14 protein-coding genes are annotated in these 18,386 nt (G+C 39.6%); 5 read left to right on the forward strand and 9 right to left on the reverse strand.

Annotated elements, in window-relative coordinates; all coding sequences use genetic code 11:
* Nucleotides 1-8 precede the first annotated feature (8 nt).
* The 3 genes from B9T33_RS15155 (at nt 9) to xseB (ending at nt 2,918) form a co-directional block, all read left to right on the forward strand.
* A complete protein-coding gene (locus B9T33_RS15155) occupies nt 9-1,304 on the forward strand; it encodes a Y-family DNA polymerase (protein ID WP_086179721.1) in 1,296 nt (431 codons plus the stop codon).
* Between the two features lie 146 nt (nt 1,305-1,450).
* Nucleotides 1,451-2,734, forward strand: coding sequence for an exodeoxyribonuclease VII large subunit (gene xseA, locus B9T33_RS15160; RefSeq protein WP_086179722.1), 1,284 nt, complete (start codon nt 1,451-1,453; stop codon nt 2,732-2,734).
* The gene (xseB, locus tag B9T33_RS15165; RefSeq protein ID WP_086179723.1) at nt 2,724-2,918 is read left to right on the forward strand and encodes an exodeoxyribonuclease VII small subunit; all 195 of its coding nucleotides are present in this window, start codon (nt 2,724-2,726) and stop codon (nt 2,916-2,918) included. The genes xseA and xseB overlap by 11 nt, the downstream gene beginning before the upstream one ends.
* Nucleotides 2,919-2,985: 67 nt before the next feature.
* Here xseB and B9T33_RS15170 read toward each other — a convergent pair whose 3' ends face one another.
* On the reverse strand, nt 2,986-7,509 hold the full coding sequence (locus tag B9T33_RS15170; RefSeq protein WP_086179724.1) for a translocation/assembly module TamB domain-containing protein: 4,524 nt from the start codon (nt 7,507-7,509) through the stop codon (nt 2,986-2,988).
* Nucleotides 7,510-7,531: 22 nt separating this feature from the next.
* Nucleotides 7,532-10,273 carry an autotransporter assembly complex protein TamA gene (locus B9T33_RS15175; protein WP_086179725.1) on the reverse strand — a complete coding sequence of 914 codons (2,742 nt, stop codon included), beginning with the start codon at nt 10,271-10,273 and terminating at the stop codon, nt 7,532-7,534.
* A 177-nt stretch (nt 10,274-10,450) separates the two neighbouring features.
* Between B9T33_RS15175 and B9T33_RS15180 the strand changes: the two genes are divergently transcribed.
* Together B9T33_RS15180 and coq7 are read left to right on the forward strand one after the other, a co-directional pair.
* Nucleotides 10,451-11,770, forward strand: a complete 1,320-nt coding sequence (locus B9T33_RS15180; RefSeq protein ID WP_086179726.1) for an MFS transporter — start codon at nt 10,451-10,453, stop codon at nt 11,768-11,770.
* A gap of 3 nt (nt 11,771-11,773) precedes the next feature.
* Nucleotides 11,774-12,409, forward strand: coding sequence for a 2-polyprenyl-3-methyl-6-methoxy-1,4-benzoquinone monooxygenase (coq7, locus tag B9T33_RS15185; protein WP_086179727.1), 636 nt, complete (start codon nt 11,774-11,776; stop codon nt 12,407-12,409).
* 69 nt (nt 12,410-12,478) lie between these two features.
* Here coq7 and B9T33_RS15190 read toward each other — a convergent pair whose 3' ends face one another.
* The 7 genes from B9T33_RS15190 to B9T33_RS15220 all read right to left on the reverse strand — a co-directional run bounded on the left by B9T33_RS15190 (nt 12,479) and on the right by B9T33_RS15220 (nt 17,775).
* Nucleotides 12,479-13,150: a hypothetical protein gene (locus B9T33_RS15190; RefSeq protein ID WP_086179728.1), complete on the reverse strand. Its 672-nt coding sequence runs from the start codon at nt 13,148-13,150 to the stop codon at nt 12,479-12,481.
* A 95-nt stretch (nt 13,151-13,245) separates the two neighbouring features.
* On the reverse strand, nt 13,246-13,830 hold the full coding sequence (locus B9T33_RS15195) for a DedA family protein (RefSeq protein WP_228145848.1): 585 nt from the start codon (nt 13,828-13,830) through the stop codon (nt 13,246-13,248).
* 125 nt (nt 13,831-13,955) lie between these two features.
* A complete protein-coding gene (locus B9T33_RS15200; RefSeq protein ID WP_086179729.1) occupies nt 13,956-14,411 on the reverse strand; it encodes an SRPBCC family protein in 456 nt (151 codons plus the stop codon).
* Between the two features lie 386 nt (nt 14,412-14,797).
* Nucleotides 14,798-15,232 carry a 2-amino-4-hydroxy-6-hydroxymethyldihydropteridine diphosphokinase gene (locus B9T33_RS15205; protein WP_086179730.1) on the reverse strand — a complete coding sequence of 145 codons (435 nt, stop codon included), beginning with the start codon at nt 15,230-15,232 and terminating at the stop codon, nt 14,798-14,800.
* Nucleotides 15,189-15,569: a dihydroneopterin aldolase gene (gene folB, locus B9T33_RS15210; RefSeq protein WP_086179731.1), complete on the reverse strand. Its 381-nt coding sequence runs from the start codon at nt 15,567-15,569 to the stop codon at nt 15,189-15,191. The genes B9T33_RS15205 and folB overlap by 44 nt, the downstream gene beginning before the upstream one ends.
* 99 nt (nt 15,570-15,668) lie before the next feature.
* Nucleotides 15,669-16,967 carry an ABC1 kinase family protein gene (locus B9T33_RS15215; RefSeq protein ID WP_086179732.1) on the reverse strand — a complete coding sequence of 433 codons (1,299 nt, stop codon included), beginning with the start codon at nt 16,965-16,967 and terminating at the stop codon, nt 15,669-15,671.
* A gap of 58 nt (nt 16,968-17,025) precedes the next feature.
* Nucleotides 17,026-17,775: a HesA/MoeB/ThiF family protein gene (locus tag B9T33_RS15220; RefSeq protein WP_086179733.1), complete on the reverse strand. Its 750-nt coding sequence runs from the start codon at nt 17,773-17,775 to the stop codon at nt 17,026-17,028.
* Nucleotides 17,776-18,386 lie beyond the last annotated feature (611 nt).

Below are 18,386 nucleotides of genomic sequence, written 5' to 3' on the forward strand. Positions count from 1 at the left end.
AATTCACTATGAAAGCCGAAAATAAAGTTTTTGCGTTGGTTGACGTCAATAACTGCTACGTCAGTTGTGAGCGTGTGTTTAACCCTGCCTTAAATAAAGTCCCTGTGGTTGTCCTATCAAACAATGACGGCTGTGTAGTTTCACGCAGTCCAGAAGCCAAAGATTTAGGCATAAAAATGGCGGTTCCTATATTTCAAATTCAGGAATTGATACAGCAGCATCAAGTTCAGGTGCTATCCAGCAATTATGGTCTTTATACCGAAATGTCGAACCGATTTATGAACATTTTAGGAGAATTTGTTCACCCTGAAGATCGTGAAATTTACTCTATTGATGAATGCTTTTTAGACTTAACCAGTTATCAAGATATTGTTGATTTAAGTCTGTATACCAAACAGATGAAAGACACCATTTATAAATGGTTAGGTCTCACCTGCTGTGTAGGTGTGGGGCGTTCTAAAACGGAAGCAAAAATAGCCAATCATTTAGCGAAAAAAAATGCCTATTTTGAAGGTGTGTGCAATTTAATCGACATGGATCCTTGTTCGTCCGAGCTGCTTTTAGCTCAAACGCCAGTCAATGAAGTCTGGGGCATTGGACGTAATCACTCTAAGGCACTCAATGCCATGGGGATTCATCATGTACTAGATTTGATCGAGGCGAATCCTAAAGATATACGGTGCAAATTTAGCGTGGTGATGGAAAAAACTGTGCGTGAATTGCAAGGAATGTCCTGCATTAATATTGAACAAGATGCGCCACGCAAACATCAAATTATTAGCAGCCGTTCTTATGGACAACCCGTCTATGAGCTTGAAGATATTAAGGCTTCGATTCGGCTCTATATCTCGCGGGCAGTCACTCGATTAAGAAAGGATCAATCTTTATGCCGCGTGGTCGGGGTTTTTATTCAAACAGGCCGTTTCAATAGCACTGAAAAATATATGCCTTATACCGCCATCACCTTAAATGAACATAGTGATGATCTGCTCAATATTACCCAAGCTGCAATACATGCTGTCGAGAAAATTTTTAAAGCAGGATTTAAGTATAAAAAAGCGGGCGTGGTGTTAATGGAATTGATCCCCAAGCAAAATTTTGTCCCTGATTTATTTTGCGATATCGCCCAGCGCGAAACCCGCGCAAAATTATCCGATACGGTCGATCACATTCAGAAAAATTTTGGTCATCATTTTGTCTCGATTGGTTTAGCTCAAAATGATGCAGCAACATGGAGAATGAAAAAAAATCTATGTTCCCCTGCTTATTTAAGCAATTGGAATGAACTGTTGCGGGTGAAATAGTTTTCCATCTACAGCCAAGTTTTTCTTAGAAATACTTGGCTTAATTACTGTTTGTACTGATTCTCCAAAATGATCATTGGCAATTGCTGATTATTTATTTAGTATTTAAATGAATATTCCTTTATATCTTCCAGCATTTAAAAATCATGCCTGATATTCAATTAAGTCTGAGCGAATACCTGTCTGCGGTAAAAGAAGTCATTCAAGTGGCTTTTGATGATTCTGTGTGGGTGAAAGCTGAGATTCGCAATTTAAATATCAAAGGCGGTCATTACTACCTCGAACTTGCAGAAAAAGAACAAGACAGCGACAAAGTCATTGCCAGTTGCAAAGCCACGATTTGGAAATTTTCAGCTTTGAAAATTGTCGGCAAATTTGAACGTGAAAGCGGTATTGAACTGCGCCGTGATTTAAATGTCTTGGTTAAAGTCCGTGCACGATTTGATCCGCAGTATGGTTTTTCGGTCAATGTTGAAGAAATTGATTCCAGTTTTACTTTGGGTGATTTGGCACGTCGATACCAACAAATTGTAGAACGTTTGAGCCAAGAAGGTCTACTGCACCATAATCAACGCCTACCCACACCCTTTGATATCCAAAAAGTTTTGGTTATTGCGCCTGAAAATGCAGCAGGCTTGGGTGACTTTAAAAAAGACGCAGATGCACTACAACAAGCTGGAGTTTGTGACTTTGTCTATCATGCTGCGACCTTTCAGGGTAATCATGCCGCGCAAAGCATTAAAGATGCTTTAGCACAAGGCTTAAGACAGTGGGCAAATGACTATACAACGGCACCGGATTTAATTGTGATTATCCGCGGTGGTGGTGCGGTCAATGATTTGGCTTATTTAAATGATTACGACTTAGCGGCTTTGTTATGTAAACGTTCTGTACCGATTTGGGTGGGGATTGGACATGAAAAAGACCGCACCATTTTAGATGAAATTGCGCATCGCTCTTTCGACACGCCCAGTAAAGTGATTGGCGGAATTCGAAATCATATTGCTGAACGCTGCCAAGATGTTTTAGATGCCTTACAAACGATCCAGCTGCGTTCTCAACATCAGATTAGTTTGTATCAAAATCAAAATGATCAACTGATTAAAATGATTCAAACCACTGCTCAAGCACAGGTTAAAGAGTCGAATCGTTTAATCACGCAGTACAAAGATAATTTAGCTTATTTTGCAGAATTACAACTGAAAAATGCTGCGCAGAATATTGAAGTCTTGATGCGTGAAACGTTACTACAGAACCCACGACATATTTTATCCAAAGGTTATGCCATCGTGCGTACCCAAGGTACAGCTATACGCTCGGTTGCTCAACTTGAGCACATAAATACAGCGCAAGAAATTCAGATCGAAATGCATGACGGCAGCATCACTGCCGAAATTCAGTCTAAACAGGTACATCTCCATGACGAATGAGAATTTAAGCTTTAAAGAAGGTTATGACATTTTAAAACGTAATGCAGAATTGCTAGAAGATCAGCAAGAGCCCGACATTGATAACCTAATGAAATTGGTTGAAGATTCAATGACTGCTTATAAAGCCTGTAAGTCACGGGTTGAGGCGGTACAGCAAGCGTTGAATGAGACCTTTAAGGATTAATTCATTCTGTCGAATATAAAAAAACGCAATCTGAAGATTGCGTTTTTTTATGACGTTCATTTTAAGATTAGAAACGCCAGTTGTAGAATAAATCGATTGCGCGCTCTAAAGATTGGCTCGCTTCCAAATACAAACGTTGGTTCATCTGGTAACGTAAAGTCAATTTATTCACTGGTGTAAACACCCCTACACCATAACGAATAAACAAGTCTGGCGTGATATAACCTGTTAATGATACTTGCGTATCATCACCCGTTCCTTGCGCATCCAGTGCCAAACCACTTAGACCAAATGTACGACCAATTTGATTGGTCAATGCACGCGTACCACCCAAGCCCATACTAATCCCTGCCGCAGCAATGGTATTGTTTACGTCAGAACGGAAACCTTCTGCCTGACTTAAACCAGAACTACCTTCATTAATACGACCTGTAATTAGGGCATTTAAAGCTTCTTGTTCAGATAAACCCGCATCGTTATAGACTTGAATCGCAGGGCTTGAAGCTGTACCGGTCACACGAACACCAACCGTACTGCCTTGAACCGATTTATTGGCATCAATATCCAGTGTTGGATTGGCTAAAGGACCATTGAAACGTGCAATTGCACGATTCAGGTCTAGGCTTTGACCATAGGCTTCGATTTTCACACGTTGTGATACACCAATCGCACCGTTAGCGCGCATTGCCGTTTCCAGACCACGTTGAGTTAAATTGACTCGCCCAATCAGTGGAATACGACTGTTGAACCCTTGGAAGATCACTTGATTACCAAGACTGACTTGTACATCTGCACGAATATCCCAAGGGCGTGCAGATTTTAAAATTTCAAGTTGATTATCACCTTCGTGCACAATCCGCACATCGGAAGACACGTTCACAACAGGTTGCGAAGCCTCAGGCATCGAAATTAATGCACGAGGTACATCAATTTTGCCGCTGAGGCTCAAGCGTTTCTTCATCGGTTGTACATCTAAAGATAAGTCTGGTGTAACCACCGCAGTGATCAGCGGTGCTTGACGAACGAGTAACTCAGAACCTTTTAGCTGCAACTGGATACGTGGTTCATTTTTCCAGTCAATATCACCAGTTAGCTTGCCGACACCACGACCACTGTTAAATGCACCATCAATGGTTGCATGGTTCTGACGCACTGCCGAATATAACTGAATATTGGTTAAATTCACTGGTAATGAAATCATGCTAATCGAACCGTCTTTGACTCGAACTTCACCATCCATTAACGGTTGACTGAGGGTTCCGCTAATTTTACCAGCATAAGACAAAGTGCCACCCATAGCGCGTACGTCTTGAATAAATGGTTTTAAGATTTTCAATTGCACTTGGTTAAAGGCAACTTCACCACGGATCGGCTTATTGGCTTTATAAGGATCAATAATAATATTGGCATAACCAGTACCAATATCAGGTGCTTTAGTATCTAAACGGATTTGTAAACCATCTGCCACGCTCTTGGCGATTAAACCCACTTCATCATATTTCAGTGTCGATGCAAGGTATTGTGGATCATCCGCAGATAAGCCCAATAAACCGTCACGAGTCACCAAACGTGCGTCAATTTTTGGTCGTGCGCCTTGTGCCCAAGATGCTTTAGCATAGCCATTCACTTTACCTGTAATCGCAAGTCCTTCAGGCATGAAGGCAGCGAAATCATTTAGGTCTAAGTTTTTGGTCACAAATGAAACATTACCACGCTTTGGATTCACACGAATGGGTTGATCAAAACATAGTTCACTGAGCTGACTCATCCAACAATGTGCACCAATGAATAAATCAGACTGTGCGGTGTTATAAATGACTGAGGCATTTTGGCGTTGAACCAAATGTGTACGTAATGAGTCAAAATCACCTTTTTGGATTTGACCTAACCAATTATTTTGGGCATTAAAGCCACCAGCCAACTGTACATAGAATCTCGATAACTTGTTATTGGCACTGACTTGCAGCACATGTGCATTACGTGTACCTGCAAGGTTGATCTGACCTTTTTCAATTTCACGGTTATTGCTACGTAAATTTTCCATGGTTGCAGTGAGCAAACTTGGCGTAGTTGCCGAGGTTGGTAACTCACCTTGTATACGGATTTTCTTCACACTCAATAAATTATTAAATGCAAAGTCATCCACGGCAATATTGGCAGAAGCTTGTAAACGCGGCTGGGCTTGTACATTTAAATAACCATAGGCACGACCACGCAGCCCTGGATATAGCTCATACAAAGCAGGCGCATTAATTTTCAACTGTAAATTTTGTGCATTGCCTGTGGCTTGAATTTGATTATTGGCATAAGCCAACAGCAAATTATTCGCTTCAAATTGTTGTGGCATAAAGCCCTTTTGATTTGAATTGATGACCACTGCCAAGTTACCTTGACCACGTACAGGCTTGCCATTGATCATACCCGCCAAATTCAAACGTTCAATTTGAATGCGCTTCAGCGCGTCTGACCATACACCATTGGTTCTTAAATTACCTGAGAGTTCACCACGTAAATTTGATGCAAAATAATGTGGTTTAAAACGCACTAATGAGGCATTAATATCCCAACCTATGGCTTTATTTAAACTCACTTTACCATTGGCAGATATTTTACCTGCGATACCATCATGACGTAATTCATCAATCTTAATCAGCTCAGGCGTACCCGAAACTTTGAAATTTAAAGTGCCTTTACTTGCTTCTAATTGGCTTGCATCCAAAGCGCCATCATAGTTCACAGCAAATGCTTTAAATCCACCGCCGCTTTTCTCATCATGGAATGTGAGTGCTGCAGTTGACTTACCCGTTAAATGTACAAATTCATTTTGCTGTGCCAAACGCCCTGTTAAATTAATGTTATCTAACTGGATAATTTGTTGATTTGGTCGTGCATAACCATTGGCTTTTAAAGAGCCTGTCACTTGATCTACTGGCGCCGCTGCAACAATGGTTTGTGGATTGAAATGTTCAGCTTGTAAATTGGCATGCCATTTCAGCATACGTTTTTTATCTGGCAACTCTACAACTGCACTACCTTTTAACTGACCTTTGTCTGCGATATAGCTAAATGCTGGAACATTTAAATTATTATTTTTCAGGTTTAATTTGGCTTGGTATTGACCTGCGGGCAAGGTCGCTTTTTCATGGCGTGAAACCGTAGTTGCGACATTAATATTTTGCTGTCCTTCTGTCAGCGCCAACTGTACATCACCCGATGCACTGCTTAACCAGCCCACATATGGCACAGCACGATCAATATTTTTCCAAGACACATCCATCAGCATCGGCTGTGCTTTGTTATTTTTTGCAGGGTTTTGATCGAGTTTTAAATTCCACGTTTCATATTGATCAAAATCAACCAATGCGGTTAAGTGCAATCCTTTTTCAAGGCTACCTTTTGAAGCAATATTGCTATTTAAACTGACTGGCAAAAAGTCCTGAATCACTTGTGGAATCAGCTTATCTTTTGGATTAATTTTATCTAAACGACCTTTAACGTCCCAATGCACATGGTCTTGCCAACTCACCATCCCAGCCAAATTAACTGCACCATTCATCACTTGACCATTAAGATTGGTGATATCTAATTGATTGATCAAATCGGTATGCATAATGGCATTATATTTTCCTTCAGGAATATTTTTACCTGAAAGGTCAGTATTTACATCGAGATTCAAACGTTTAATATCACCATCAAATTTTGCCAGACCCTTTTTAATAAAGAGCGCTTGTTCTTTGAGCAACGGCAAATTGTACTGATTAAATCTTAATGCACCAAACATTGGCACATCTTTACGTACAGGATGGACAACCGCCCAACCCGTCAGTAAATCAGGTGTATGTGTTGCCACACCAGCTTGAATAGTATCTAAACTTCCCTTCGCCACGACTTGAATATCATGAATATTCAGCGGTTCCCTTAAGGAAGGTAAATTGACTATGCCGACTGCATCGAGTGGATATTTACCTTCAAACTTCATCGTTCCAGAAGCATTGCGTACCGATAAATACCCCATGTCTACACGTGAATCTTTAAACTTTAATTCCGTGCCAGACCAAAGTGCTTCGTTTAATTCAATATCGTAGAATTCAACAGCACTACTATGGGTTTTAATCTGCATATGGTCTAGATCTGCATGATCGACACGCAGAACAAAAGGCAATCGAATTTCACTAAAAGCAAATGGCTTATCGCTCGGTTCGCCTTTGGTAATAATTTGCAGATTTTTAACATCAGCACTATTGAGGTGAATTTCTTTATTGATGATGGCACGCCAGCCCAACTTCACATCGGCACGATCAATTTTGACATCAACAGGTTTTAAGGTGACCAAGACATTTTTGAGAATAATGCCACGCCAGAGGTTACCGCTTTCATATTCATAATGAATAATTTGTTGACGTTCAAGCACACGATCGAGCAGGAATTTACTTCCCTTATCTGTAGAGAACATTACTGCCAACGCAGCAACCAAAAAGATAAGCACAAACACGAAGGTCAAAATGACGCTTCGAAGAATACGACGCTTCTTCGGTAGATTTTGTTCTACCGGCGCTTCGTTTTCTGGTTCCTGCTGTTCGTGGTCAGTCATAAATAACCTTAATCACCTAAAATTATAATTGTGAGCCAATAAAGAAATGTAGTCGGATCGGTTTACTGTCATCTGAAAGCCCAGTTGCCACGTCTAAACGAATTGGACCAATCGGCGATGCCCAGCGAATCCCTAAACCTGCACTATATGCGGTTGGCGTATTAAAATCTTTATCGTAAGCATTACCAAAGTCGCTAAATACCGCTGCGCGCCAACCTTCTTTAAATTGATAGTTGTATTCTAATGAACCCGTTGCAAGGACTTGGCCACCAATTTTATAGCCATTTTCTTCGGCAGCTAAGCTCTTATAATCGAAACCACGAATGGTTTGGTCACCACCAGTAAAGTAACGAATGTTATAAGGAACTTTATCAAAGTTTTTGGTAAAAATATAACCTAAATCGCTGCGCCCAACGAACTGATGATTGTCATTTTCACCCAATGAATAGATGAAGCGCCACCCCGCATTTACAATCGCCATATCAGTATCTGACAGCAGGCTTTCACTACCCAATTCCACTTTATAGGTTTGCTTAAAACCTTTAGATGGGTTTACACGTTTGTCTGAATCTGTACGTGAAACTTCATAACCAACCAATAACGATTGCTGTTCATTATTTTTATTCACCAAGAACGCATCTGGAATATCAGTTGCGGTATTTAAACCATCATTGGTAATTCGGTCTAAACGGTAACGCATACCAAAAGTATGTTGCCAACTGCCACGAGGGTTTTTAATAATACGGTCAGCACCTGCAACCGCAGATTCAATCAATAGATTTACCCCTTGACCGACATCATTTCGTTCTTCACGTTCATAACCACCAACCAAACTGACATAATCATTTAAAGGATGGTTATAAGGGATGTTATAGCGCCCATCGATGGCTTGACGTATTTTTGACACTTCCATATTGGCATCAAAAGAATGCCCACGTTTATTCACAATGGCACGGCGGTACTGACCACGTACACGTGTGCCTGTATCTGTGCCAAAACCCGCACCAATTTCAGCGCTGTTTAATTTATCTGCATTGAGCGTCACAATCACAGGGACTTTTTTCTCTTCACGCGCCTGCGCTTTTAAACGTTCCTGTTCTTCCTGTTTTGCGTCTTGCGTATCTTGTAGGCTGCGGAGTTTTGAAGACTGTTCTGGATCATTCACACCAGCAAACTGATCTTCATTCACCACTTTCTGTGTCACTTCCTTGCTAGAGTCGACTTCTTTTTTGTCTTGAACAACGACAGAACTTTCAGACAATTTATTTTGATCAACCAGTGCTTGAATATCTGGTGGAAGCTCTAAAGGTTTCTCAATCGGATCTGGACGAATTGCATCCACTAAGGTGTAATTAAAATATCGAGAGTTGGTTAAATTGTTGGCTAAGCCATTCACACGCCAGAAGGTATAATCCGCACCATCTTCCCATGTAACCAATTTTTCCAAAATATCATGATCCAGCGGAAATTCAGCATCGGGATCACTCATACGAAATTCAACGTTCCCCAGTTTGTAACGCTCGCCAGTTTCATAGCGCAAATTAATATCTGCGGTATTTTGAGGTTGTGCAACTTTTACATCATGGAGACGCCAATAAGAATCGAAATAACCGTTATTGGTCGCAGCTTCATTAATTCGATTTTTAGTGGTTTCATAATCACCATGATTCAGAATGTCACCTTCTTCCTGATCAGGTAATACACCAATGACTTGGAACTGCGCTTGATTTGCGCCAGGCCCTGAAAATTCGATATTTTGTTTTTCAATTTCGACAGGCGCATTTGGTGTAACCAGAACACGAACTTTACTGTCAGAGATTTTATCAAACTTAAATTCAGATTGATAAAAACCCACTGCCTGCGCGGCTTGATTTGACAGCGTTCTTAGTTGAGGTAAAGCTGATGGAAAATCACTAAAGGATTCTTGAGTAAAACTCGATAACTTACCTTTGATATTGGCTTTTAAATTTTCAAGTGCTGCACCATATTCCTTACTCGAAACACTACTGGTGTTATGGGCAGAAGTGATTTCAACATCCGCAGATATACGGGGTACTTTCGCTGTATTTAACTGCCGAGGTGGACGAACTTTATATAAGATACGCTTAAAGAAGCCCGGAGCTTCATCATCTTCAACACCATTGAGACTCAACTCATTTAAAGTATTGGCATCTTCATTACGTGCCGCAATAATTTCTCTATCTGAACGAATTTCACCCATTAACTGTTCAACGTTAACAGGAGCTTGGTTAATTTCGACTAATTCTTGTTGGGTAATATCTGAAATAACCACTTCATTTTGCTGAGTTGCACGGTACTCTTGAGCTTGGTGTTTTGCATCTTCAGCAACTTTAAAAATTTCATTCGCCATATTTTGATCAATGGGCGTGACTGGTAGATTTTCTAGATCTTCAAACTCAATCGGTTTGAATACATCTAGTTTTGCAGTTCCTTGTTGCTGCTCTTCCAGCATTTTTAAGCTATCAACCGACTCATCTGGTTCATGCATATTTTCAATTTTATCAACAGCTTCAGGTGTCGCAATTCCCTGCTTTACAGCCTCATTCTTGATTTCAGAGACAATCTCTGCTTTTGTATCAGTCGACTCAATTGAATTATTTTGTGCGGTTTGGGCGAAACTATGCTGAGCAAACAAAGCTAAAAAGATGCTCATATATAGGCTTTTGTTGCTATGATGCTGTCGTATGCAGTGCGCCATACTGTGATGAAGCATAGTTTTTTTAAACTTGATTTTTGCAGACATAGCAGACTCTAACAAATTTCATTATGTAATGGACAAAATCAACTAAATTATGAGCTAAAGAACTTATATCTATTGATTTTTCGCCATCCCCAAACTCAAAAACATATTACATGATTTTTTTAGAGTTTTTACCAATCACTCACATTTCTTAATAAAACTTAATGAAGCAAGACGCTTATGAACAACAATGAACATCTGCTAGGTACACGCCGTTTCCTACCTATGTTTTTGACCCAATTTTTTGGGGCGCTCAATGACAATGTGTATAAACAGGCTTTACTACTCGTTATCACCTATGGACTGATTCAACAGCAAGCTTTACCCATAAGTACGCTCAATAATCTAGCTGCGCTATTGTTTATTTTACCCTACTTTATATTTTCAGCGACCGCTGGACAGATCGCAGATAAGTTTGAACGTTCACAACTTGTCCGAGGCATTAAGGTTTTAGAAATTATCATTATGTTGATTGGGAGTTTGGGCTTTCTCACTGGTCATTTATGGTTACTTTTACTTGCCTTATTTATGATGGGAACACATTCCACCTTCTTTGGCCCAATCAAATATGCGATCTTGCCAGAGATCTTAAAACCAAATGAACTCATGTCTGGAAATGCTTTGTTCCAATCTGGCACCTCCATGGCTATTTTGTTCGGTATGATTTTAGGTGGTGCTGTTATTGCCTCTTCACATGGCGATCTTACTTGGATCAGTCTGACGGTCTTAAGCATTGCTATTTTGGGTTATATCTCAAGTCGCTTTATTCTCAAACAAAATGTGACTGCATCAGATTTAAAAATCGACTGGAACTTTTTTCGTACCAGTTATCAAACCATGAAATATGCCAAAAGTTTGCCTTTAGTCTTCACCATCCTACTCGGTAATTCGTGGTATTGGTTTTACGGCGCAACCTATTTAACCCAAATTCCGCAAATGACTCAGCAAAACCTCCATGCCTCAGAAAATGTTGTAAGTCTATTGCTCACTTTCTTTTCTGTTGGCGTCGGCGTCGGCTCGCTGCTTTGTCGCAGACTTGGGGGGAGTCAGGTCAATATAAAAATGGTGCCGATTGGTGCAGTAGGCTTAACAGTATTTGCGCTTTATTTAGCAGCAAGCTTAAGTTTTGTACCTGAACATACAGGTCCATTAATCACCCTTTCTGAGGTTTTTAACCAAGGCTGGAGTTATTACCATGTCATGATTGCGGTGACGTTATTGGGAATTAGTGGTGGTTTTTATATCGTTCCGCTCTATGCGATGATGCAAGCTTATTCACCTCGCTCACATCGTGCACGAGTAGTTGCCGCTAATAACATCTTAAATGCAGTATTTATGGTATCTTCTGCTATATTTTCAATTATCATTCTGAGTGTATTACAGATTGATATTAAAATACTTTTTTGCATCACAGCTGTACTTAGTGCCATTTTCTGTATTTGGCTGTTAAAACGAATCAAACCTTTGCTTAAAACTACGCAAGTCTCTTTGGAGGATTAATCCATGCGTCAATTCACAGGTATCGACAAACTTATTCATTCTTTTGATCAAGCCTTACGTAGTTTGGTACCAGGTGCAACCGCCGCACACCGTGAAAATCCATCTGTAGCAGAAAGCACCCATTTGGCTGTCAGCGAAGCACGTCATGTCGCAGGTTTAATGCGCGTTAATCACAGTGGAGAAGTTTGTGCTCAAGCCTTATATCATGGGCAAGCAATGACCGCTAAACTTCCAAATGTCCGTAAAGAAATGGAACAAGCCGCAATTGAGGAACAAGATCATCTTGCTTGGTGTGAAGACCGCTTGAAAGAATTAGACAGTCATACTAGCTTACTCAATCCCGTTTGGTATGGTCTTTCTTTTGGTATGGGTGCGCTAGCAGGTATTGCAGGTGACAAATACAGTTTAGGCTTTGTTGCTGAAACTGAACGTCAAGTGAGCCTCCATTTAGAAGATCATATTCGCCAGTTACCTGAACAAGATGAGCGTTCACGTAAAATATTGGTTCAAATGAATGAAGATGAACTGCATCATCGTGATACAGCACTCAATGCAGGTGGCGTAGACTTGCCTGCACCTGTTCGTATTGCCATGACAGGCATTTCTAAACTGATGACCAAGACCAGTTATTATATTTAATGATCTCTAGCACACTTACTAAATAGCGAATACGAAAAGCCTGCAACCATGCAGGCTTTTTTTTGCCTATTATTCTAGTTTTAATACAATAATTCCTTCACCATCAAAACAGTTGATAGGTTTCCATTGACTCGGTGTAAACCAATCAAAATTCAAACTATAGCGTTGCTCGGTAGATGGATAACCCTCTCCAGCTAATTCAAGTAACCATCCTGCTGGACAGATCTGTTTTTCATTTTCAATCAGCACTTCTTGATCATGTGCAAGTTCAATCAATAAATTTCGATGTAGCTCAAAAGCAAGAACATCATATTGCCCCAACTTAAAACGATGTGGAAAACGTGCAGCGTTTAGACCTTGACGAATGTCGGTCATAGATTCAACTGAATAACCTATTTCAAAATCACGATTAATCCATGTACTTACAGGAAGTACGACTTCACCAAAATGCAAAGGTTGCTGCAATTGAATATAGATTTTCTTTTCATACTGCCGTTCAGCATAATCCGATCCGAGATCTGAAATTACAATCAATCCAAAAGTTACCGCAACAAATAAAGGGAAACACAGTACGCTAGATAAACCAATTTTAAGTACTGTATTCATTTTATACGGCGGATTTTTTTGCTTTTTATACCAGTTATTCCAACTCAACCAAATCGTAATGACGATAAAGAACACCAAAATTGCAAAGCAAATAATCAGGAAACCTGCCGCACCAGCGCCATAACCTAAACCCATAGTATTCCTTCTATATGCAATCTTCTTAGCCTTTATACTTTTCACTGACGAGAAGCAAACCAGTGCTTTGTAATCGCTACAACTTGGTATAATCGTTATAGATGAGGTTTCGAGTTTTTTCGCCACCATTTCAGTAGTACGTAACCCACTTTAAACAAGACAATACAACTAATGACTGCAATGACGATATAAATATCTTGATGATAAGGCAGTAATTTTTCCCAAAACAAATGCAGATAATGACTCATTTGAAAACCCAAAGTCGCCACAACCATCGCCCAAATAAAACAAGCTAGAATATTGATCAGCACGTATTTCCAGACAGGATATTTGCGTATACCAATTGAAATAGGCAGTACCGTACGTAAGCCCCATGCAAAGCGCATAAATAGAATTGTTAATATAGGATAACGCTCAATAAACTGGCTAGCGCGTTCAAATTTTTGCGCATAATCGGCGTTGGATTGAATTAGCTGAGTACCATAGCGTCGACCCAACTGAAAATAAAATTGATCCCCTATAAAGCCACCTAGCATAGCAACGGCAATTAATATCGGGAAGTTCATCAAGTGTTGATGAACTGCATAGGCACCCAACATCAACACCGTTTCGCCCTCAAACAAAGTGCCAATAAATATCGCAATGTAGCCATAATGCTGAATCAGGTCTGCCCAGTTCATCGTACACTTTCATTTTTAATTGATACTTGATCATAGCATTTGAGCTCATGCAAAACTGTTCTCGCACAATAAATCATATATAAAAAGCACCAGCATTGAATTTGAATATTTTAGCTCTACTTGAATTAAGGCTGAGTAAATTTTTGCTTCAGCTGATTCAAGGCAATGAGGGATGTTTTTATCATATTTTTAACCAAAAATTTAGCAATGATGCGCAAATGCCCTTCGACTTTAAAACTTAAAGTTCTTTTAAAGAGCACACGATTTTCATCAAGTGACTCAACATTATATTCAATCCGCAAAGAACCATTATCGGTTTGCCCTTCCACAATCCATTGCGTATTCGGCTGACTGACTAAAACGGTATAGGTTGTTTGGCGATTAAGAACCATCGGCAAAGGATCCAGCGGTTTAATCCGAATCATTTCTTGAAAGGTGTCACCTGCTTGTAGCGCAGTCGTACTTTGAGTTGCTGAAATAGAATTTGGATGCCATTCATGCCATAACCAAGGCTGAGTCACATAGTCAAATAACTGTTCTGCACTGCATGGAATTTCTATTTTATTTTCAATGATATACATTTTAATTATCCAGTCTTATTCTATTTAAAACTTAGATTTAAATTAATTAAACTGAATCAATCTTTCAAGTGATATCTCAAAAACAGATATAAGATAGAAATACCACCCATTGATTAATTGTAAAGATTAATCCAAATCCATAACAAAACGTATATGCCACAAGCAGAGCAAGCTGATTTTCAGCAGCTCCATGCATCAAATTAAAATTATCCATCAAAAATTTATAGGTCTTAAACAACTACATGTTTTAGTACACTGTACGATAGAGCAATCACTATAAAATAAGAAATGCTACATATGTGATTCATCACAACATAGTGTCTCTAGAGTGAACAATTGATAAATGAGCAATATGTATAAATGACTATCAAAACACTTTTAATGGTTTAGTGACAGCTCAAAACTGGGAACGGATGAGCATCATGTTCAAATGCAGGATGTTGCCACAAATCAGACATCGGAATTTTAACATCCAAAGCCAAAGGCAATTTTTTTGGATTAAATTGCATATCATTGAGATGCTCACCCCACGCAATCAAATCTACATCTAATGTAATTTGATGCGAAGGACGTATACGACCAGAATCAGCTTCCATTTTTTTCAGTAAAGCCAACATGTCATCTACAGCAATATTTGCTTTAAACAGGCACGCCGCATTCCAATAATCCGCACCAATGCCATCTCGACAAGGGATCACATAAATCGAAGAAAACTGAACACCATTAAATTGTTTGAGTGTTTCAACAACTTGCTGTAAATGTTGTTTGGGATTGAAATTACTCGCCAGTGCTAGGGCGAAAATCTTTTCGGTGGCGTTCAAGACGAATTCCTACAGAATTTGCTTGCGCGATAATGGCAGGCTTCCGGATGGTAATCATAATAGATTCCACACTGGCATAGGTAGAAAAAAGTGCATCAATAACCAGTTTTGCTGCATGTTCGATCAATTTAGGTTGCGCTTCTTGAATGACTTTTGCTGAAATTTCACAAATTTCGGCATAATTCAGTGTGTCTTCTAGTTCGTCAGAATTAGACGCTTGTTCTAAATCATTTTGAATCGTGAGATCCAACATTAAAGGCTGAATAATTTGACGTTCCCAATCGAAACAGCCAACCACGGTTTCCACCTTCAACCCTTCAATGATAATTGCGTCCATCTTTTCCTCTAAATGACTCAAAATTGCATGTGCTTCAACCCTACTCTAAAGCAGGATTGAAGCGATAAAACTCAACTCATTTTAACTGTGTTTATTCACTTAACTTTTGAGCAACATATTCGGATCGATCGTTTGTACCATCTGAATACGTTGATCTGCATAAATATCGGTATATGGTGCAAGAATGCGCATAAAGCGGTCGAAATACAGCATTTGTTTAAATAACAAGGCAAAATCACGTGGGAAGCGAATGCCGTGACGTTCACCCACACCCACCATATCCATCATGATGTCATTAAGATCTGCTGGATTTGACGTCAGTAGTTCTTGCGGATCTGCCAACAATACACCACTAAATAGACGTTCCAAATCGGCTGCTAAAACTTGGGTGTCAATTTTTTTATCAGTCATGCCCATTTTCAGCATGTTTTCAGCCATCAAAGCATAATTGGTATTTTGCAGCGCATCCATAAAGGCAATACACGCAGTCCACACTTCAGGCTTTAATTGACCCACAATACCAAAATCAATAAAACCTACACGGCCATCTTCAAGCAGCATCAGGTTGCCTGCATGTAAGTCTGCATGGAAGCTTTCACACATCATGAGGCTACCAAACCAAGTATTCATAGCAGTCACCAAGACTTGAGATGGATCTTTAGCGACTTTTTTCACTACATCAAAATCAGTCAATGGCACGCCATAAAAGCGTTCCATAGTCAGTACACGACGTGTTGAAAATTGATGATAAACCTTTGGTGCTGCCGCATTTTTATTATGTGTGACATTCAAATAATTGACAAAATCATCAATATTTTGTGCCTCTTCAATAAAATCGACTTCACGCACCATGCGGGTTTTAATTTCTTCAACAATATCCGCCAAAGATGCAAATTTAACTTTCGGTACGGCTTTTTCTAAAATTTTAGCCGACCAGTGCAATACGTTTAAGTCGGTATATAAAATCGTTTCTACACCCGGTTTTTGCACTTTAATCACGACATTTTCACCAGTGACCAATTTCGCTGCATGAACTTGTGCAATCGATGCTGAAGCTAAAGGTGTTTCATCAATAGATGCAAAAATCTCACCTAAATCACGACCTGCAAATTCAGATGCCAAGACTTGTTGTACATAAGAAAATGGTAATGATGGGGTTTGATCAAGACAGCCTTGAAATTCTTCCACGTATTCACGCGGAAAAAGTGATGGCGTACTGGCAATAAACTGCCCTAATTTAATATAGGTTGAACCTAAAGATTCAAACGTTTCACGCATGAGTTTTGCGTTACTTGGTTTTTCAGTAGCGTATTTTATGCCTGCTTTGGCTGCAACCACTGCAGTCTCACCCATACGAGCGACTGAGCGTATTCCATCTAACCAGATATTGTTTTTCATAATGTCGGTGTAAAAAATGATTGATGTGAGTTTAACAAAAAAATCGAGCTGTGCAGCTTTAGATTGCCTGACAGATTGGACAATTCAAATCTTTTTCAAAAGCTAAAAGTCTTTGCTTCATCGTGAGTCCATCCCAAAGCATTAACTTTTGCTTTAAAGGCGAACCTCCCAAGCCCAAATATAACAAGGCATGATGCGCTTGCAAGCTAGCCATAATATTCGGCGTTGTGGCTAGAACACCAGAATCCGCACAGCGTAAACTTTCCGTCGCATGCTGTTCTTTAGGAAATAAACATTCATAGCAGGCAGAATCCCCTTCAACCATAAACAATTGCCCTTTAAAACCAATCGCAGAAGCACTGATTAGGGGAACTTGGTATTTTTGACAAATCGCATTGACCAAATAGCGTGTACTAAAGTTATCACAACCATCTAAAACTAAGTCTTGCTGCTCAATCAACGAATCAGCATTGTCAGTATCGAGTTTAGTTGTGTGTGAAATCACACGAATATGTGAATTAATTGCTCGCAAGCGTCTCGCTAAAATTTCTGACTTATAGAAACCGACATCCTGTTCAGTATAGGCAATTTGCCGCTGTAAATTACTAATTTCAATTTGGTCTGCATCAATTAAGGTAATTTGCCCAACACCTGCACGTGCGAGCAATTCGGCTGTGGTGCAACCTATTCCCCCACAACCCACAATCAGCACATTAGCGAGTTTTAATTTTTCTTGTGCCTCTAAGTCCCAACCATCGAGCAAAATCTGACGACTATATAGATGCATTTCATCATCGCTTAATTCCATGTCTGAATCATACGGTGTCACTGAATGTCTATCCTTGTGTGAGATGCGATGTAGATGCAGAGTATAGTCAAATTTAGACAAGCATTCAGCAACAGCATTGAATAATGCTGTCTATTTCAACAAAGCTTCTACTGCATGCTGGTTTATCTTTTGTGCTCGAATTACCTTTTGACCCCATCATGCACATAAACAAAATATGCATCACTCCCACCCCATAAAAAAGCTAAAAAATTAAATAAATATTTGAAATTTGACATATTTTTTATTCAAGCTATGATGACTCAGTATTCTAAAAAATAATCGACGCCATGAATGTTTAGCGAATACAGGGTTAGCTGTGAGTGCCTTATAACCGCAGCAGTAAACAATAGCCTTCCTACTATGTGTTTACGGACATTGGGAAAGACTAAGCTGCAAGCTTTTTTGCGTCAGATGACGTTCTGAATGTTTGGAGTGCCTTATGATTATGCGATCTTTCAAGCAATTATTTTGTCAGCATCATTTTACTGAATATAAGATGATGCATTTGAATATTGCGAAATGCCTAAAGTGTGGAATTCAATTTCCACATAGTCATCAAAAAAACCGCCACTAATGGCGGTTTTTTTTAT

Origin of the sequence: Acinetobacter sp. ANC 5054 (genome assembly GCF_002135295.1) — a bacterium.
Taxonomy (GTDB): domain Bacteria; phylum Pseudomonadota; class Gammaproteobacteria; order Pseudomonadales; family Moraxellaceae; genus Acinetobacter.

Excerpts from the sequence above, each read along its gene's own strand:
- B9T33_RS15155 (WP_086179721.1), top strand. The coding sequence starts at position 9 with ATGAAAGCCGAAAATAAAGTTTTTGCGTTGGTTGACGTCAATAACTGC.
- xseA (WP_086179722.1), top strand. The coding sequence starts at position 1,451 with ATGCCTGATATTCAATTAAGTCTGAGCGAATACCTGTCTGCGGTAAAA.
- xseB (WP_086179723.1), top strand. The coding sequence starts at position 2,724 with ATGACGAATGAGAATTTAAGCTTTAAAGAAGGTTATGACATTTTAAAA.
- B9T33_RS15170 (WP_086179724.1), bottom strand. The coding sequence starts at position 7,509 with ATGACTGACCACGAACAGCAGGAACCAGAAAACGAAGCGCCGGTAGAA.
- B9T33_RS15175 (WP_086179725.1), bottom strand. The coding sequence starts at position 10,273 with ATGTCTGCAAAAATCAAGTTTAAAAAAACTATGCTTCATCACAGTATG.
- B9T33_RS15180 (WP_086179726.1), top strand. The coding sequence starts at position 10,451 with ATGAACAACAATGAACATCTGCTAGGTACACGCCGTTTCCTACCTATG.
- coq7 (WP_086179727.1), top strand. The coding sequence starts at position 11,774 with ATGCGTCAATTCACAGGTATCGACAAACTTATTCATTCTTTTGATCAA.
- B9T33_RS15190 (WP_086179728.1), bottom strand. The coding sequence starts at position 13,150 with ATGGGTTTAGGTTATGGCGCTGGTGCGGCAGGTTTCCTGATTATTTGC.
- B9T33_RS15195 (WP_228145848.1), bottom strand. The coding sequence starts at position 13,830 with ATGAACTGGGCAGACCTGATTCAGCATTATGGCTACATTGCGATATTT.
- B9T33_RS15200 (WP_086179729.1), bottom strand. The coding sequence starts at position 14,411 with ATGTATATCATTGAAAATAAAATAGAAATTCCATGCAGTGCAGAACAG.
- folB (WP_086179731.1), bottom strand. The coding sequence starts at position 15,569 with ATGGACGCAATTATCATTGAAGGGTTGAAGGTGGAAACCGTGGTTGGC.
- B9T33_RS15215 (WP_086179732.1), bottom strand. The coding sequence starts at position 16,967 with ATGAAAAACAATATCTGGTTAGATGGAATACGCTCAGTCGCTCGTATG.
- B9T33_RS15220 (WP_086179733.1), bottom strand. The coding sequence starts at position 17,775 with ATGGAATTAAGCGATGATGAAATGCATCTATATAGTCGTCAGATTTTG.